General features: G+C 65.9%; 13 protein-coding genes. 7 read left to right on the top strand and 6 right to left on the bottom strand.

Annotated elements, in window-relative coordinates; all coding sequences use genetic code 11:
* Positions 1 to 3 precede the first annotated feature (3 nt).
* Positions 4 to 681 (bottom strand): HAD family hydrolase, encoded by a 678-nt coding sequence (locus GGR44_RS16390; RefSeq protein WP_183956562.1) that lies wholly within the window; start codon positions 679 to 681, stop codon positions 4 to 6.
* Between the two features lie 99 nt (positions 682 to 780).
* On the opposite strand from GGR44_RS16390, the gene GGR44_RS16385 reads away from it, so the two are divergent.
* The 4 genes from GGR44_RS16385 to GGR44_RS16370 are packed head-to-tail and all read left to right on the top strand — an operon-like array spanning position 781 to position 4,312.
* The gene (locus tag GGR44_RS16385; RefSeq protein WP_183956561.1) at positions 781 to 1,890 is read left to right on the top strand and encodes an ABC transporter permease; all 1,110 of its coding nucleotides are present in this window, start codon (positions 781 to 783) and stop codon (positions 1,888 to 1,890) included.
* Positions 1,890 to 2,735 (top strand): ABC transporter ATP-binding protein, encoded by an 846-nt coding sequence (locus tag GGR44_RS16380; RefSeq protein WP_183956585.1) that lies wholly within the window; start codon positions 1,890 to 1,892, stop codon positions 2,733 to 2,735. Before GGR44_RS16385 ends, GGR44_RS16380 begins: the two co-directional genes overlap by 1 nt.
* Before the next feature lie 3 nt (positions 2,736 to 2,738).
* A complete protein-coding gene (locus GGR44_RS16375) occupies positions 2,739 to 3,701 on the top strand; it encodes an MlaD family protein (protein WP_183956560.1) in 963 nt (320 codons plus the stop codon).
* 5 nt (positions 3,702 to 3,706) lie between these two features.
* Complete coding sequence (locus GGR44_RS16370; RefSeq protein WP_183956559.1) at positions 3,707 to 4,312, top strand: ABC-type transport auxiliary lipoprotein family protein; 606 nt, start codon at positions 3,707 to 3,709, stop codon at positions 4,310 to 4,312.
* 17 nt (positions 4,313 to 4,329) lie between these two features.
* On the opposite strand, the gene GGR44_RS16365 is transcribed toward GGR44_RS16370, so the two are convergent.
* A complete protein-coding gene (locus GGR44_RS16365) occupies positions 4,330 to 5,619 on the bottom strand; it encodes an adenylosuccinate synthase (RefSeq protein ID WP_183956558.1) in 1,290 nt (429 codons plus the stop codon).
* A 305-nt stretch (positions 5,620 to 5,924) separates the two neighbouring features.
* Here GGR44_RS16365 and GGR44_RS16360 point away from each other — a divergent pair, with 305 nt between their 5' ends.
* Positions 5,925 to 6,743, top strand: a complete 819-nt coding sequence (locus tag GGR44_RS16360; protein WP_246344743.1) for an alpha/beta hydrolase — start codon at positions 5,925 to 5,927, stop codon at positions 6,741 to 6,743.
* A gap of 16 nt (positions 6,744 to 6,759) precedes the next feature.
* Here the strand turns inward: GGR44_RS16360 and GGR44_RS16355 are convergent, their stop codons facing one another.
* Both GGR44_RS16355 and pgeF read right to left on the bottom strand, forming a co-directional pair.
* Positions 6,760 to 8,571 (bottom strand): ABCB family ABC transporter ATP-binding protein/permease, encoded by a 1,812-nt coding sequence (locus tag GGR44_RS16355; protein WP_183956557.1) that lies wholly within the window; start codon positions 8,569 to 8,571, stop codon positions 6,760 to 6,762.
* 54 nt (positions 8,572 to 8,625) lie between these two features.
* The gene (gene pgeF / locus GGR44_RS16350) at positions 8,626 to 9,384 is read right to left on the bottom strand and encodes a peptidoglycan editing factor PgeF (RefSeq protein ID WP_183956583.1); all 759 of its coding nucleotides are present in this window, start codon (positions 9,382 to 9,384) and stop codon (positions 8,626 to 8,628) included.
* A 140-nt stretch (positions 9,385 to 9,524) separates the two neighbouring features.
* Between pgeF and GGR44_RS16345 the strand changes: the two genes are divergently transcribed.
* Complete coding sequence (locus tag GGR44_RS16345; RefSeq protein ID WP_183956556.1) at positions 9,525 to 11,087, top strand: amino acid permease; 1,563 nt, start codon at positions 9,525 to 9,527, stop codon at positions 11,085 to 11,087.
* Positions 11,088 to 11,102: 15 nt separating this feature from the next.
* Here the strand turns inward: GGR44_RS16345 and GGR44_RS16340 are convergent, their stop codons facing one another.
* Positions 11,103 to 12,380: a multidrug effflux MFS transporter gene (locus tag GGR44_RS16340; protein ID WP_246344735.1), complete on the bottom strand. Its 1,278-nt coding sequence runs from the start codon at positions 12,378 to 12,380 to the stop codon at positions 11,103 to 11,105.
* A 155-nt stretch (positions 12,381 to 12,535) separates the two neighbouring features.
* Here GGR44_RS16340 and GGR44_RS16335 point away from each other — a divergent pair, with 155 nt between their 5' ends.
* Positions 12,536 to 12,832 carry an SEL1-like repeat protein gene (locus GGR44_RS16335; RefSeq protein ID WP_183956555.1) on the top strand — a complete coding sequence of 99 codons (297 nt, stop codon included), beginning with the start codon at positions 12,536 to 12,538 and terminating at the stop codon, positions 12,830 to 12,832.
* A gap of 4 nt (positions 12,833 to 12,836) precedes the next feature.
* Here the strand turns inward: GGR44_RS16335 and GGR44_RS16330 are convergent, their stop codons facing one another.
* Positions 12,837 to 13,967, bottom strand: a complete 1,131-nt coding sequence (locus GGR44_RS16330; protein WP_183956554.1) for a GNAT family N-acetyltransferase — start codon at positions 13,965 to 13,967, stop codon at positions 12,837 to 12,839.
* Between the last annotated feature and the right edge of the window lie 54 nt (positions 13,968 to 14,021).

The following is a 14,021-nucleotide window of genomic DNA, read 5'->3' as shown; positions in this document are numbered from 1 at the left end:
GGGTCATCCCGGCCAGTCGACCCGGCGCCATCCCCTCTCGGCCGCCAGCCGCGCCAGCGGCTTATGGGGATTGGCGGCGATCGCCACATCGGCATAATCCAGCATCGGCGCATCCGACACATGGTCGGAATAGGCGCGGATATGCGCCATCGACCGGTCAATCGCTTCGGCCGCCATCCACGCCTTGATCATCCGCAGCTTGCCGGTGTCATAGCAATTTTCGCCCGCGATCTTCGCGCGGACATAGCGCAGATCCTGGCTGAGATGATCGGTGGCGATCACGAAGTCAAAGCCCAGCCGCGCCGCGATCGGTTCGACATAGAGGCGATAGGATGCGGTGGCGAGCACCAGCACCCGCCCGTCGGCGCGGTCGCGCGCGACCTGTTCCAGCGCGCCCGGGCGCACATTGGTCGCCATCACCTTGTCGGCATAGCTTTCGACATGCGGCATCAACCGCGCGCGTTCGACATGCCAGCCGATCATCAGCCCCTGGTTGATTTCCTTCAGCCGCTGGCGCGTGATGATCTTGAGCACATAGGCCAGCATCATCATCGCGACCAACGGCAGCAATATCAGTCGCCAGGGCGCCATGCGCGCGGCGACGTGAATCAGGAACCCGGTATAGGTGCCGCTGACCGTTATCGTGCGGTCCATGTCGTAAATGGCCAGTTTGTGCATCATGCCGATCCCGAAACTTTTGGCAGGGCTGAGACGTTAGGGTGGGCCGATGGGCCGTTTCGGCTTGCCGCGCAACCGATATTGGACCAGTAAAACCCCTGAATGTTGAAATCGGCCCAGATCATCGAAGAAACGGGCGACGACGGCGCGGTGGTGCGGTTGTCGGGCAGCGTGGCCGTCGCCTGCCTTGGCGACCTGCCCGATCGGCTGGACCGGATCGCGGGGCCGGTGGCGGCCATCGACCTGACCGATATCGACCATGTCGACACTATCGGCGCCTGGACCATATACCGCACCGCCCGCCGTCTGGGCTGCGCGATCACCGGCGCCAGCGATGACGCCCGCCGCCTGATCGACGAAGTGGGCAAGTTCGAGGAACCCGTTCCCATTCGCCCGGAATCGGCAACCCCCATCCGCCGGGTCGTCGGGCAGATCGGCGAGGCGACGATCACTGCCGGCGCGACCATGATCGGCCTGATCGGCTTTTTCGGGGCCACGCTGGTCGCCAGCTGGCAATTGGTCCGCAACCCCCGCCGTCTGCGCTGGAACGCCATCATCCAGCGGTTCGAAGTGGTGGGCGTATCGGCGCTGGGCATCATCGGCCTGATGAGTTTCCTGATCGGCATCGTCATCGCCCAGCAGGGTTCGGTGCAGTTGAAGCAGTTCGGCATGGAGGTGCTGACCATCAATCTGGTCGGGCGCCTCACCTTCCGCGAACTGGGCGTGCTGATGACCGCGATCATGGTCGCCGGGCGATCCGGTTCCGCTTTCGCCGCGCAACTGGGCACGATGAAGCTGACCGAGGAAATCGACGCCATGCGCACCATCGGCGTGTCGCCGATGGAGGCGCTGGTGCTGCCGCGCACCATCGCCGTCGTGCTGATGATGCCGCTGCTCGGCTTCTATGCGTCGATCATCTCGATCATCGGCGGCGGCTTTCTGTGCGCGGTGCTGCTGGAAATTCCGCCGGTCACCTTCATCCAGCGGTTGCGCGAGGTGGTGCCGATCACCGACCTTTGGGTCGGCCTGATCAAGGCGCCGGTCTTCGGCCTCATCATCGCCATCGCTGGCTGTTTTCAGGGGATGCAGGTGAAGGCCAATGCCGAGGAAGTGGGCGCACGCACCACGGCGGCGGTGGTGCAGGCGATCTTCCTCGTCATCGTGCTAGATGCCTTCTTCGCGGTGTTCTTCACCTGGATCGGGTGGAACTGATGGTGGAGGAACAGCGCAGCGCGGAGGAGCGCCGGATCGAGGAGGCCATCGCGCATGACGACATCGCCATTTCGGTGCGCGGCGTCCGCAACGCCTTTGGCCAGCAGGTCGTGCATGACGGCCTGGACCTCGACGTGCGCCGGGGCGAGATACTGGGCGTGGTCGGCGGGTCGGGCACGGGCAAGTCGGTGCTGATGCGCTCGATCATCGGGTTGCAGACGCCGGAGGCGGGCGAGATCACCGTTTTCGGCGAACCGATGATCGGGCGGCTGGATGACGAGGCGCTGGCCATCCGCAAGCGGTGGGGCGTGCTGTTTCAGGGCGGGGCGCTGTTTTCGACGCTGACCGTGGCTGAAAATATCGAAGTGCCGATCCGCGAATATTACCCCAATATCGGCGCGACATTGCGCGACGAGATCGCCGCGTACAAGATCCGCATGACCGGCCTGCCTGCCGAGGCCGGCCCCAAATTTCCGTCGGAACTGTCGGGCGGCATGAAGAAGCGCGCAGGCCTTGCGCGCGCGCTGGCGCTCGATCCCGACCTGCTGTTCCTCGACGAACCGACGGCTGGGCTGGACCCGATCGGCGCGGCGGCCTTTGACGAACAGACCCGCAAGCTGCAACAGACGCTGGGCCTGACCGTTTTTCTCATCACGCACGATCTCGACACGCTCTATTCGATTTGCGACCGGGTGGCGGTGCTGGCGGACAGGAAGGTGATCGCGGTGGGCACGATCGAGGAATTGCTGGCGACGGATCACCCCTGGATTCAGGAATATTTCAACGGCCCGCGCGGGCGCGCCGCAACGGCGGCGGCAAACAAGGCGACGGACGGAAGGCGATAGGATATGGAAACCCGGTCCAACCATGTGCTTGTGGGCAGCGTCGTGCTGTTGCTGCTGGCGGCCGTGATGATCGCGGCCTTCTGGTTCTCCCGCCTGTCCGACGGACAGGACAGCGAATATGACATCTTCTTCAAACAGTCGGTCAATGGCCTGGCCAAGGGGTCCAGCGTCAATTATGCGGGCGTCCCTTCCGGGCAGGTGAAGGCGATCGAACTGTGGAAGCGCGATCCCAGTTTCGTGAAGGTGCGCATTTCGGTGAAGGACGGCACGCCGATCCTGCAGGGCACCACCGCCACCATCGCGGGCGTCGGCTTTACGGGCGTCAGCGAAATCGTGCTGGACGGCGCGGTCAAGGGCGCGCCGCCGATCCGTTGCCCGGCGGACAACCCCAGGGCCGCTTGCCCCGACGGCGTGCCGGTGATCCCGACCAAGCCGGGCGCGCTGGGCGAATTGCTGAACAACGCGCCGCAATTGCTGGAGCGGCTTTCGACCCTGACGGAGCGCCTGACCGAATTGCTGAACGACGAAAATCAGCAGAGCTTCGCCGCTATCCTCAACAATGTGGAGCGCATTTCGGGCGCCCTGTCCGACCGCAGCCCCGAAATCGCCGCCACGCTGGCCGAAGCGCGCGTCGCCGTGCAGCGCACCGGCGTCGCCGTCGAACAGATAGGCAAGCTGGCCGCGACCACCGACGCGATGCTGAACGAGGAAGGTCGACCACTGATGGCCGACCTGCGCAAATCGGTGCAGGCCGCGACGCGCAGCATCGACACGCTGGACAAGACCATCGCCGAAGCGCAGCCGGGCGTCCGCACCTTCAGCCAGCAGACCATGCCCGAAGTCAGCCAGCTTGTCCGCGACCTGCGCGAAATGAGCCGCTCCTTCCGCGGCGTCGCCGAAAAACTCGACCAACAGGGCGCCGGATCGCTGCTCAGCGCGCCCAAATTGCCCGATTACAAGGAATGAGGGGGATGATCCCGATGGCCCGGACGACATGGATCGCGATCGCCGCGCTGCTGGCCCTGCCCGGCTGCGTCTCGCTGGGCGGCAAGGCGCCGCCCCAGCTTCTCTCGCTCGACGCCGCGCAGAAGGTCGCGCCGGGCACGGAAAGGAAGGGCGGGCAGGGGGCGACCCTGATCGTCGCCGATCCCGAAGCGCCGCGCGTGCTGGATACGGTGCGGGTGCCGGTGAAGATCAGCGCGACCGGCATCGCCTATGTCAAGGATGCGCAATGGGCGGACACGCCCCGCCATCTGTTCCAGAAGCTGCTGAGCGAAACCATCGCCGCGACCAGCGACCGGCTGGTGCTGGACCCCGGCCAATATTCGGCCGCGCCGGGCCAGCGGCTGTCGGGCGAGTTGATGGCGTTCGGCATTGATGCCGGCAGCCGTCGCGCCATCGTCACCTTCGACGCGATGTTGTCGGGACAGGGCGGTTCGGTTGTCGCCCGCCGCCGCTTCACCGCCAGCGCGCCGGTCGCCGCGGTCGACGCCGCCAGCATCGGCGGGCCGCTTAACGACGCCGCCAACAAGGTGGCGGCCGATGTCGCCGCCTGGGTGGCGACGCAGGGCGGCTAGGCCGCCCCGCGCCTCGCTCAATCGGCGAAGGGATCGCGCACCAGGATAGTGTCGTCGCGTTCGGGCGAAGTCGACACCAGCGTGACCGGGCAACCGATCAGCTCCTCGATCCGGCGGATATATTTGATCGCCTGCGCGGGCAGATCGGCCCAGCTTCGCGCGCCGGCGGTGGTTTCGCTCCAGCCGCCGATCGTTTCGTAAATCGGTTCCGCCTTGGCCTGGTCCTGCGCATGGGCGGGCAGATAATCATATTTCCGGTCGCCAATCTGGTAACCGACACAGATTTTCAGCTCTTCAAAGCCATCGAGCACGTCCAGCTTGGTGAGCGCGATGCCGGTCACGCCCGAGACCGCGACCGACTGGCGCACCAGCACCGCGTCGAACCAGCCGCAACGGCGCTTGCGGCCGGTGACGGTGCCGAATTCATGGCCCCGCTCGCCCAGACGCTGACCCACATCATTTTCCTGCTCGGTCGGGAACGGCCCGGAGCCGACGCGGGTGGTATAGGCCTTGACGATGCCCAGCACGAAGCCCGCGCCATTGGGGCCAAGGCCGGTGCCGCTCGCCGCCGTGCCCGCGACCGTGTTGGACGAGGTGACGAAGGGATAGGTGCCATGGTCGATGTCGAGCAGCGTGCCCTGCGCCCCTTCGAACAGGATGCGCTTGCCTTCGCTCTTCGCCTTGTTGAGCGTCAGCCAGACCGGCTTGACGAAGGGCAGGATGAAATCGGCGATCTCGGTCAGCTCCGCGATCAGCGCGGCGCGGTCGATCGGCGCTTCGCCGAAACCGGCGCGCAGCGCGTCATGGTGCGCGGTCAGCCGGTCGATCTGCGGGCCAAGGTCGTTGAGATGGGCGAGATCGCAAACCCGGATGGCGCGGCGGCCGACCTTGTCTTCATAGGCCGGACCGATGCCGCGCCGCGTGGTGCCGATCTTGCCCGCGCCGCTCGCATCCTCGCGCAGGCCGTCGAGGTCGCGGTGGAAGGGCAGGATCAGCGGGCAGGTCTCCGCGATCTGGAGGTTGTCGGGGTTGATCTCAACCCCCTGCCCCTTGAGCTTGGCGACCTCATCGCGGAAATGCCAGGGGTCGAGCACCACGCCATTGCCGATGACCGACAAGGTGCCGCGCACGATGCCCGAAGGCAGCAGCGACAATTTATAGACCTTTTCGCCCACGACCAGCGTGTGACCGGCATTATGCCCGCCCTGAAAGCGGGCGACGACGTCGGCGCGTTCCGACAGCCAGTCGACGATCTTGCCCTTGCCTTCGTCGCCCCACTGGGCGCCGATCACGGTCACATTTGCCACAGATACAGTCCTCCGCCCGCCGCGCGGACCGGCCATGCCCTTCGACGGGACTCGACATGCCGGTGGGATGGGGTGGACGCCGCAGCGCCCTGTGCGGGGCGCGCGTTACCCCTGTGGGACCGCCCCGTCAAGGCGGGGGAACCCGATGAGCCCGTTACTGTTTGTCACAATCTGGGTCTTTACCCAGCCCAAGGCTTGTCGGAAACCCGGCGGCGACGGCGAAGATAAGGAGAATGGCGATGGCGAAGCACTGGATCGGCGCGGCGGTCATATTGTCGCTCGCCATGGCGGCCTGTGGCGAGCAGATGGCGGGCGGGCGCGTGGAGGCGGCGCCGGCAAGCGCGAGCGGGGCAGGCCCATTGTCCTATGGCGACGATCCGTTGCAGGCGGTCGATTTCTGGCCCGCGCGCACCGCAAAGGGCCGGACGCCGCTCATCATCTTCGTCCATGGCGGCGGCTGGCGCGCGGGGGACAAGGGCAACGCCACCGGGGCCGCGAAGATCGCCCATTATCCCGCGCTGGGTTATGCGTTCGCTTCGGTCAACTATCGCCTGTCGCCCGCCGCCACGGTCGAGCAGCAGGCGCAGGACGTGGCCGCCGCCATCGCCTTCCTGCGCGGTCGGGCGGCCGATCTGGGCGTCGATCCGGCACGCATCGTGCTGATGGGGCACAGCGCCGGGGCGCATCTGGTCGCGCTGGTGGGCGCCGATCCCCGCTATCTGGCCGCCCATGGCATGAAGTTGGACGCGGTGCGGGGCGTGATTGCGCTCGACGGGGCGGGATATGATGTGGCGCGGCAACTCGACCTGGCCGGGCCAGTGCTCAAGCGCACCTATCAACAGGCGTTCGGCGCCGATCCCGCCCGCCACAAGGCCCTGTCTCCGACATTTCAGGCGGGCGCGCCCAATGCGCCGTCCTTCCTGATCCTGCATGTCGACCGGGCGGATGGACGGCAACAGTCGCAGGAACTGGCCGCCGCCCTCAGGAAAGCGGGGACGCCGGTCGCGCTGCACGCGTTGGCGGGTAAGGGGATGCGCGGCCATTTGCAGATCAACCGCCTGATGGGCGACCCCGATTATCCGGGCACCCCCATTGTCGACGCCTGGCTGGCGCGCCGCTTCTGACGCTCGCTTGGGCGGTTCAAGCCGGAACCCCCTCCTCCTCGCGCTCGGCCGCCTGTCTCGCCCACATGGTGGCGTAAAGGCCGCCCGCCCGCACCAGATCGGCATGGCGGCCCCGCTCGGCGACCATGCCGCCGTCGAGCACGATGATCTCGTCGGCATCGACCACCGTCGACAGGCGGTGCGCGACCACCAAAGTCGTACGGCGGCGGGCGATGCGGCCCAGCACGTCCTGAATCTCCGCCTCGGTCCGGCTGTCAAGCGCGCTGGTCGCCTCGTCCAGCACCAGCACCGGCGGATCCTTGAGCAGCGTGCGGGCGATCGCCACCCGCTGCTTTTCCCCGCCCGACAGTTTCAGCCCCCGTTCGCCCACGCGCGTGTCATAGCCCAGCGGCAGACCGGTGATGAAATCATGCACCGATGCGTCGCGCGCGGCGACCTCTATGGCCGCCATGTCCGCCCCCTGACGGCCATAGGCGATGTTGTAACCGACCGTGTCGTTGAACAGCACCATGTCCTGCGGCACGATGCCGATGGCGCCGCGCAGCGACGCCTGCGTCACCGCGCGCACATCCTGCCCGTCGATCAATATGCGACCGCCGGTGACGTCATAGAATCGGAAGAGCAGCCGGGCGATGGTCGACTTGCCCGCGCCCGACGGGCCGACAATCGCCAATGTGCGCCCGGCGGGCACGGTGAAGCTGACGCCCTTCAAAATCTCGCGGTCAGGATCATAGCCGAAGCGGACATTGTCAAACCTCACCTCCCCCGCCACCACATGGAGCGCGGGCGCGCCAGGCGCATCGACGATCTCGGCGGGCGTGTCGATCAGGCGGAACATCGCCTCCATGTCGATCAGCCCCTGCCGGATCGTGCGATAAACCATGCCCAGCATGTCGAGCGGCCGGAAAAGCTGCGCCAGCAGCGTGTTGACCAGCACCACGTCGCCGGTGGTGAACTGGCCCCGGCTCCATCCCCAGACCGTATAGGCCATCGCCCCGCCCATCATCAGGTTGGTGATGAGCGACTGGCCGATATTCAGCCAGGCCAGGCTGTTTTCCGATTTGACGGCGGCATTGGCATAGGCGCGCATCGCCGCGCCATAGCGATCGCCCTCGCGCGCTTCGGCCCCGAAATATTTGACCGTTTCGAAATTGAGGAGGCTGTCGACCGCATGGGCGACGGCGTTGGTGTCGAGGTCGACCATGTCGCGGCGCAACTGGTTGCGCCATTCCGTCACGGTGCGGGTGAACCAGATATAGAGCGCCACCATCGCCAGCGTCGCGGCGACCATGCCGGGGCCGAACTTGACGAAGAAGATGGCGCAGACCGCGATCAGCTCCAGCACCGTGGGCGCAATGTTGAACAGCAGGAAATAGAGCATCGTGTCGATGCTCTTCGTGCCGCGCTCGACGATGCGGGTGACGGCGCCCGTCCGCCGGTCGAGGTGAAAGCGCAGCGACAGGCGATGGAGATGGTCGAACAATCGTTCCGACAGGCGCAGTGTCGCTTCCTGCCCCACCCGCTCAAAGGCGGTGTTGCGCAGATTGTCGAACAGCACCCCGGCAAAGCGCGCGCCCGCATAGGCCAGCACCAGCGCGATGGCGAGGCCTGCGGCCGCCTCCATCCCCGGCGCCATCCGGTCGATCGCCGCCTTGTAGGCAAAGGGCATGACGAGGCCGACCGCCTTGGCCAGCAGCACGAACGAGAGCGCGGCCACCACCCGCCGCCGCAGCGCGGGCGCGTCGGCGGGCCACAAATAGGGCAGGAAGCGGCGCAGCGTCGCCCAAATGGGCGGCAGCGGCTTGTTTTCGGGGCTGTCTGGCGGCATGGCCGCCTATCTAGGCCTTGGCGCGCATTTGTCCAATGCCGGCGCTAGTCGGCATCAGCCGATGCCGATCATCGAGATTTGCCGCCCATAGCCCGGCTCCCCCCGATGGCAGGCGCGGCGATAGCTGAAGAAGCGGTCGGGCTGGCCATAAGTGTCCTCGTCCAGCATCTCCACCTGTCCGACGCCCGCGCCCGCCAGCCGGGCCGCGACATAGGCGGCGATGTCGAACATCCGGTGGCCTTCGCGCCCCGGCGAGAAAAAGCGTTCATTGTCGCCATCCTCCGCCTCGAATCGCAGGGCGAAATCCTCCCCCACTTCATAGGAGGCGCGGCCGATGCACGGGCCGATGGCGCAGGCGATGCGCGCCCGGTCCGCGCCCAGCGCCACCATGGCGGCCAGCGTCGCGTCGGTGACGCCGGTGATCGCGCCCTTCCACCCGGCATGGGCCGCGCCGACGACCCCCGCCGCCCGGTCGGCGAACAGCACCGGCACGCAATCGGCGGTCAATATGCCCAGCAACAGCCCCGGCCGGTCGGTCACCATGGCGTCGGCGGCGGGGCGGTCATGCTCCGTAATGGCGGCGGTTACCGTTACGACATCGGGCGAATGCACCTGCCGCACCGTCACCAGATCGGCGGCGGGCAGCACCGCGTCGCGCGCCAGATCGCGATTGGCGAGGATGGCGGCGCGGTCGTCATCCGATCCCAACCCGACATTCAGCCCCGCATAAAGGCCGGTCGAAACCCCGCCCGCGCGCCCGGCAAAGCCATGCGGCAATCCGGCCAGCGCGCGCGCCTTCCACAATTCGACCACGCCGCCCATCTCCTTCATTCCTGTCATCGCCGCGCAACATACTTGCGCGCGTCGATTTAGGCGATAGTCTCCCTCGCCATAGCTCAAAAGGGGGCGCGTCCGGTGGCGTGCCGGGCAAAACCAGATATGAGGTCTCATCCATGATCTTCGGGCGCGTAAAGCCTCTCGACGCCATATTGGCGACGGCCGAGAAGAAATCGCTGCATCGTTCGCTGGGCGCGTTCCAGCTGACCATGCTGGGCATCGGCGCCGTCATCGGCACCGGCATTTTCGTGCTGACGGCCGAAGCCGCGCAAAAGGCGGGGCCGGGCATGATGCTGTCCTTCGTCATCGCCGGCTTCGTCTGCGCGGTCGCCGCGCTCTGCTATGCCGAAATGGCGGCGATGGTGCCGGTGTCGGGTTCCGCCTACACCTATAGCTATGCCGTGATGGGCGAACTGGTCGCATGGATGGTCGGCTGGGCGCTGATCCTCGAATATGCGGTCGCGGCGGGCGCGGTGTCGGTCGGCTGGTCCGGCTATGTCGTCGGCCTGCTCGAACATACGTTCAGCATGGACATACCCGATCTTTTGACGCGCGGACCGTTTGACGGCGGCATGGTGAACCTGCCCGCCATGCTGATCGCGGCGCTGGTCACCTGGCTGCTGGTGATCGGGACCAAGGAAAGCGCGACGGTCAACGCCGTGCTGGTGGCGATCAAGGTGTCCGCGCTGACACTGTTCATCGTGCTGTCGGTGCCGGTGATGAACATGGACGGTTTCACCCCCTTCGCGCCGCTCGGTTTTTCGGGCATTTCGGCGGCGGCAGCCTCGATCTTCTTCGCCTATGTCGGCTTTGACGCGGTGTCGACCGCAGCGGAGGAAACCAAGAACCCCCAACGCAACATGCCCATCGGCCTGATCGGCTCACTGGCCATCTGCACCGTCTTCTACATGCTGGTCGCGGCCGGGGTGATCGGCACCGTCGGCGCGCAGCCCGTCTATGGACCCGGTGGCGAAGCGCTCGCCCCCGGCTCCACCGCCCTTTCGCAGCAGTGCGCCGCGCTGGCCGCCGCCGGAACCGAAGCCGTCACCTGTTCGAAGGAGGCGCTCGCCTGGACCCTGCGTGAAATCGGCTGGCCGCAGATCGGCAACCTGCTCGGCCTCGCCGCCGGCCTTGCCCTGCCTTCGGTCATCCTGATGATGATGTTCGGCCAGACCCGCATCTTCTTCGTGATGAGCCGCGACGGGCTGCTCCCCGCCATGTTCTCGAAAGTTCATCCGACCTACAGGACGCCCCATGTCATCACCATTCTGACCGGCATTTTCGTGGCGCTGTTCGCCGCCTTCTTCCCGGTCGGCATATTGGCGGACATCTCCAACTCCGGCACATTGTTCGCCTTTGCCGCCGTTTCGATCGCGGTGATGGTGCTGCGCAAGACCGACGCCAACCGCGTCCGGCCGTTCCGCACGCCCGCCATCATGGTGACGGCGCCCATCGCCATCCTGGGCTGCCTGTATCTGTTCTGGAGCCTGGGCGTCGAAACCAAGCTGATGTTCGTCGGCTGGGCGGCGGTCGGGCTGGTCGTCTATTTCGCCTATAGCCGCAGCCGCAGCCATGTGGGTCGCGGCATCCTTGACACGCATGAGGATGATGCGGGCATCCCGCCCCTGCCGGTGCCGCCACTGCCCGGCGCGCACACGCCCGGCGGTCAGGACGCCTGACGCCGGGACAAGGCGTTACCGGGGCACGCTTTCGCTGACCCGGTCGCGCTGGGCCGCATGACCGGGGCGGGTGAACAGCCTGCCCCGCTCCGCCCACAGCACCAGCAGCAGGGCGATCGTTCCGCACAGGAAAATGCCCATGGTCAGCGGCAGTGTCGTGCCGTCAAAGCCATGACCGATCGCGCCGCCGAATATGACCGATATGATCGTCGTCAAAAAGGCCTGAAAGGATGAGGCGACCCCCGCGCCCTTGGCAAAGGGCTCCATCGAGATCGCGCTGAAATTGGACGCGGTGAACGCCACCGACAACATGGTGAGCGACTGGAACAGAATGAAGCTGACCAACCCTTCCCATCCCGCCAGCACGATCAGGCCGTGGGCCAGATTGACGGCGATCAACCCGATCAGCGCCGACTGGCTCATCCTCCGCGCCCCGAAACGCTGAACCAGGCGGCTGTTCACCAGACTGCCCACGCCCATGCTCCCCGCGATCCCGGCAAAAGCCAGGGGGAAAATGCCAGACGCATGGAAAGTGTCGAAAAATATCTGCTGCACCGACACGATAAAGCCGATCAGGCCGCTCATCACCACGCCGCTGGCCAGCATATAGCCTATCGCGCTGCGATGGGCGACAACCGCCCGGAGGCTGGCGGCGATGGCGCGCGGCGCAATGGGCAGACGGTTTTCAGGGTGCAGCGTTTCGGGCATCCGCGCCAGCATCCACGATGTGATCGCCGCGCCCAATATCGCCAGAACCCAGAAGATCCAGCGCCATGGCGCAAACCACAGGATCATTTGTCCGAAACTGGGCGCGAGCACCGGGATGATGATGAACACGGTGAAGATGAGCGACATCACCCGCGCCATGGCGTCGCCATGAAAACGGTCGCGGATGATGCCGATGGTGATGACACGCGCGCCCCCGGCAAAGAAACCGGCGCACATTCGCGCCGCCAGCAACATGGCGAAGCTTTGGGACAGGGCGCAGGCTATGGTCGACAACACGAACAGGGCGAGCGTTGCGCCCAACACCGATTTTCGGCCAAACCGATCGGACAATATGCCGAACAGCAGCGAACCCACGCTCAGCCCCATGAAATAAAGGCTGATGATGAGTTGGCGGTCGTTGGGCTGCGCAATGGCGAGATCCCGTCCGATAGTGGGCAATGCGGGCAGCATCGGGTCGATCGACAATGCGTTTGTCGCCATCAGGGCGGCGCACAGCATCACGAATTCGGCAAAGCCGATCGCTTCGCTATGCTCATCATGGTGGCGGGGGGACGTCTGGCTCATGGCATCTCCCTATGGGCAATAAGGGGCCATGGCGCCAGTCGCTCGGCGCGGATATTTGCCGCGCGTGCAGGGATGGTGATTTTCCTGTTAACCATATCTTAGCTTTGGCCCGGCAACCTGCTTCCTATCGAAAACCGCAAAGGGGGGTTCGGTTCATGGGTATCAGTGGAAAAAACGCCCAGTTTCTGATGGAAAGCCGCCTGACGAGCGCTGCGCGCGGGTCGGCCGACGCCTGTCTGGATCTGGGAATGGCGTATAGCTGCGGCACTGGCGGCGTCGCCATCGACTTCATCGAAGCGCATAAATGGTTCAACCTTGCGGCGCTGGGCGGCAGCGAACAGGGACAGGCGCTGCGCGCCGAAATCGCCGAGGAAATGACCGCGCGCGAAATCGCGGAAGCGCAACGTCAGGCCCGCGCCTGGATCGCCACGACGCAAAGCCGCGCCGCCTGATCCATCACCCTTTTTTGAAGGGCGTTCGCGCCGACAGCCAACGGCGGTCGCGCTCGACGCCTTCCCGTTCCGCCTCCAGGAAATCCGCCACCGCACGGGCGAAACCGGGGTCGGGCAGATAATGGGCCGACCATGTCGGTTGCGGCGCATAGCCGCGCGCCAGCTTGTGGCCGCCCTGCGCCCCGGCCTCGACGCGGCTGAGGCCGCGCGCGATCGCTGCGTCAATCGCCTGATAATAGCATAGTTCGAAATGCAGGCCCGGCACATCCTGCGTGCAGCCCCAATAACGCCCGTAAAGCGTATCCGCGCCGATCAGGTTCAACGCGCCGGCGATCGGTCGCCCGTCGCGTAGCGCGAGGATCAGCAATATCCGGTCGCCCATGGTCTCGCCCAGCAGGCTGAAAAAGGACCGGGTCAGATAAGGTCGGCCCCATTTGCGTGCGCCGGTATCCTGATAGAAAGTCCAGAATATATCCCAATGCGCTTCGGTGATGGCCGCGCCCGTCAGGTGCGCGACCTCCAGCCCCTCGACGGCGCGGGCGCGCTCCTTGCGGATATTCTTGCGCTTCTCGCTCGACAGGTCGGCCAGGAAATCGGCGAAATCCTTGTAGCCTCGATTGGACCAGTGAAACTGGTTATCCTGCCGGATCAGCCAGCCCGCCGCCTCGAACGCGGGCAGTTGCGCCTCCTCGACAAAGGTGGCGTGCGCCGAAGACAGCCCATTCTGGTCGACCAGCGCGGCGATGCCCGCGATCATCGCCGGCGCGTCGGCCGGATCGCGCAGCAACAGACGCGGGCCTGGCACGGGGGAAAAGGGCACGGCGACCTGTATCTTGGGATAATAGCGCCCGCCCGCCCGCTCCCAGGCGTCGGCCCAGCCATGGTCGAACACATATTCGCCCTGGCTGTGGCTCTTGCCATAGGCGGGCGCGGCGCCGAGCAAGCGGCCCTCGCCATCCTCCAGCAACAGCGGCAATGGCTGCCAGCCGGTGCCTTCGCCCACGCTGCCCGACCGTTCCAGGGCGGTCAGAAAATCCCAGCCGACAAAGGGATTGGCCGTGCCAGCGCAGGCGTTCCATGCGTCGCGCGGCACATTGGCGACGGCGCGGGCGACGCGGACGATCCTGTCGTTCATCGCCCTCCCCGGTTCAGCCACGGATTAACCATGGCGTGAAGATCGGGATTCTCT

This window comes from Sphingobium fontiphilum (assembly GCF_014196635.1).
GTDB classification, from domain to species: domain Bacteria; phylum Pseudomonadota; class Alphaproteobacteria; order Sphingomonadales; family Sphingomonadaceae; genus Sphingobium; species Sphingobium fontiphilum.
Note: the sequence above shows the minus strand (reverse complement) of the source record. Positions and strands in the feature narration are given on the sequence as shown.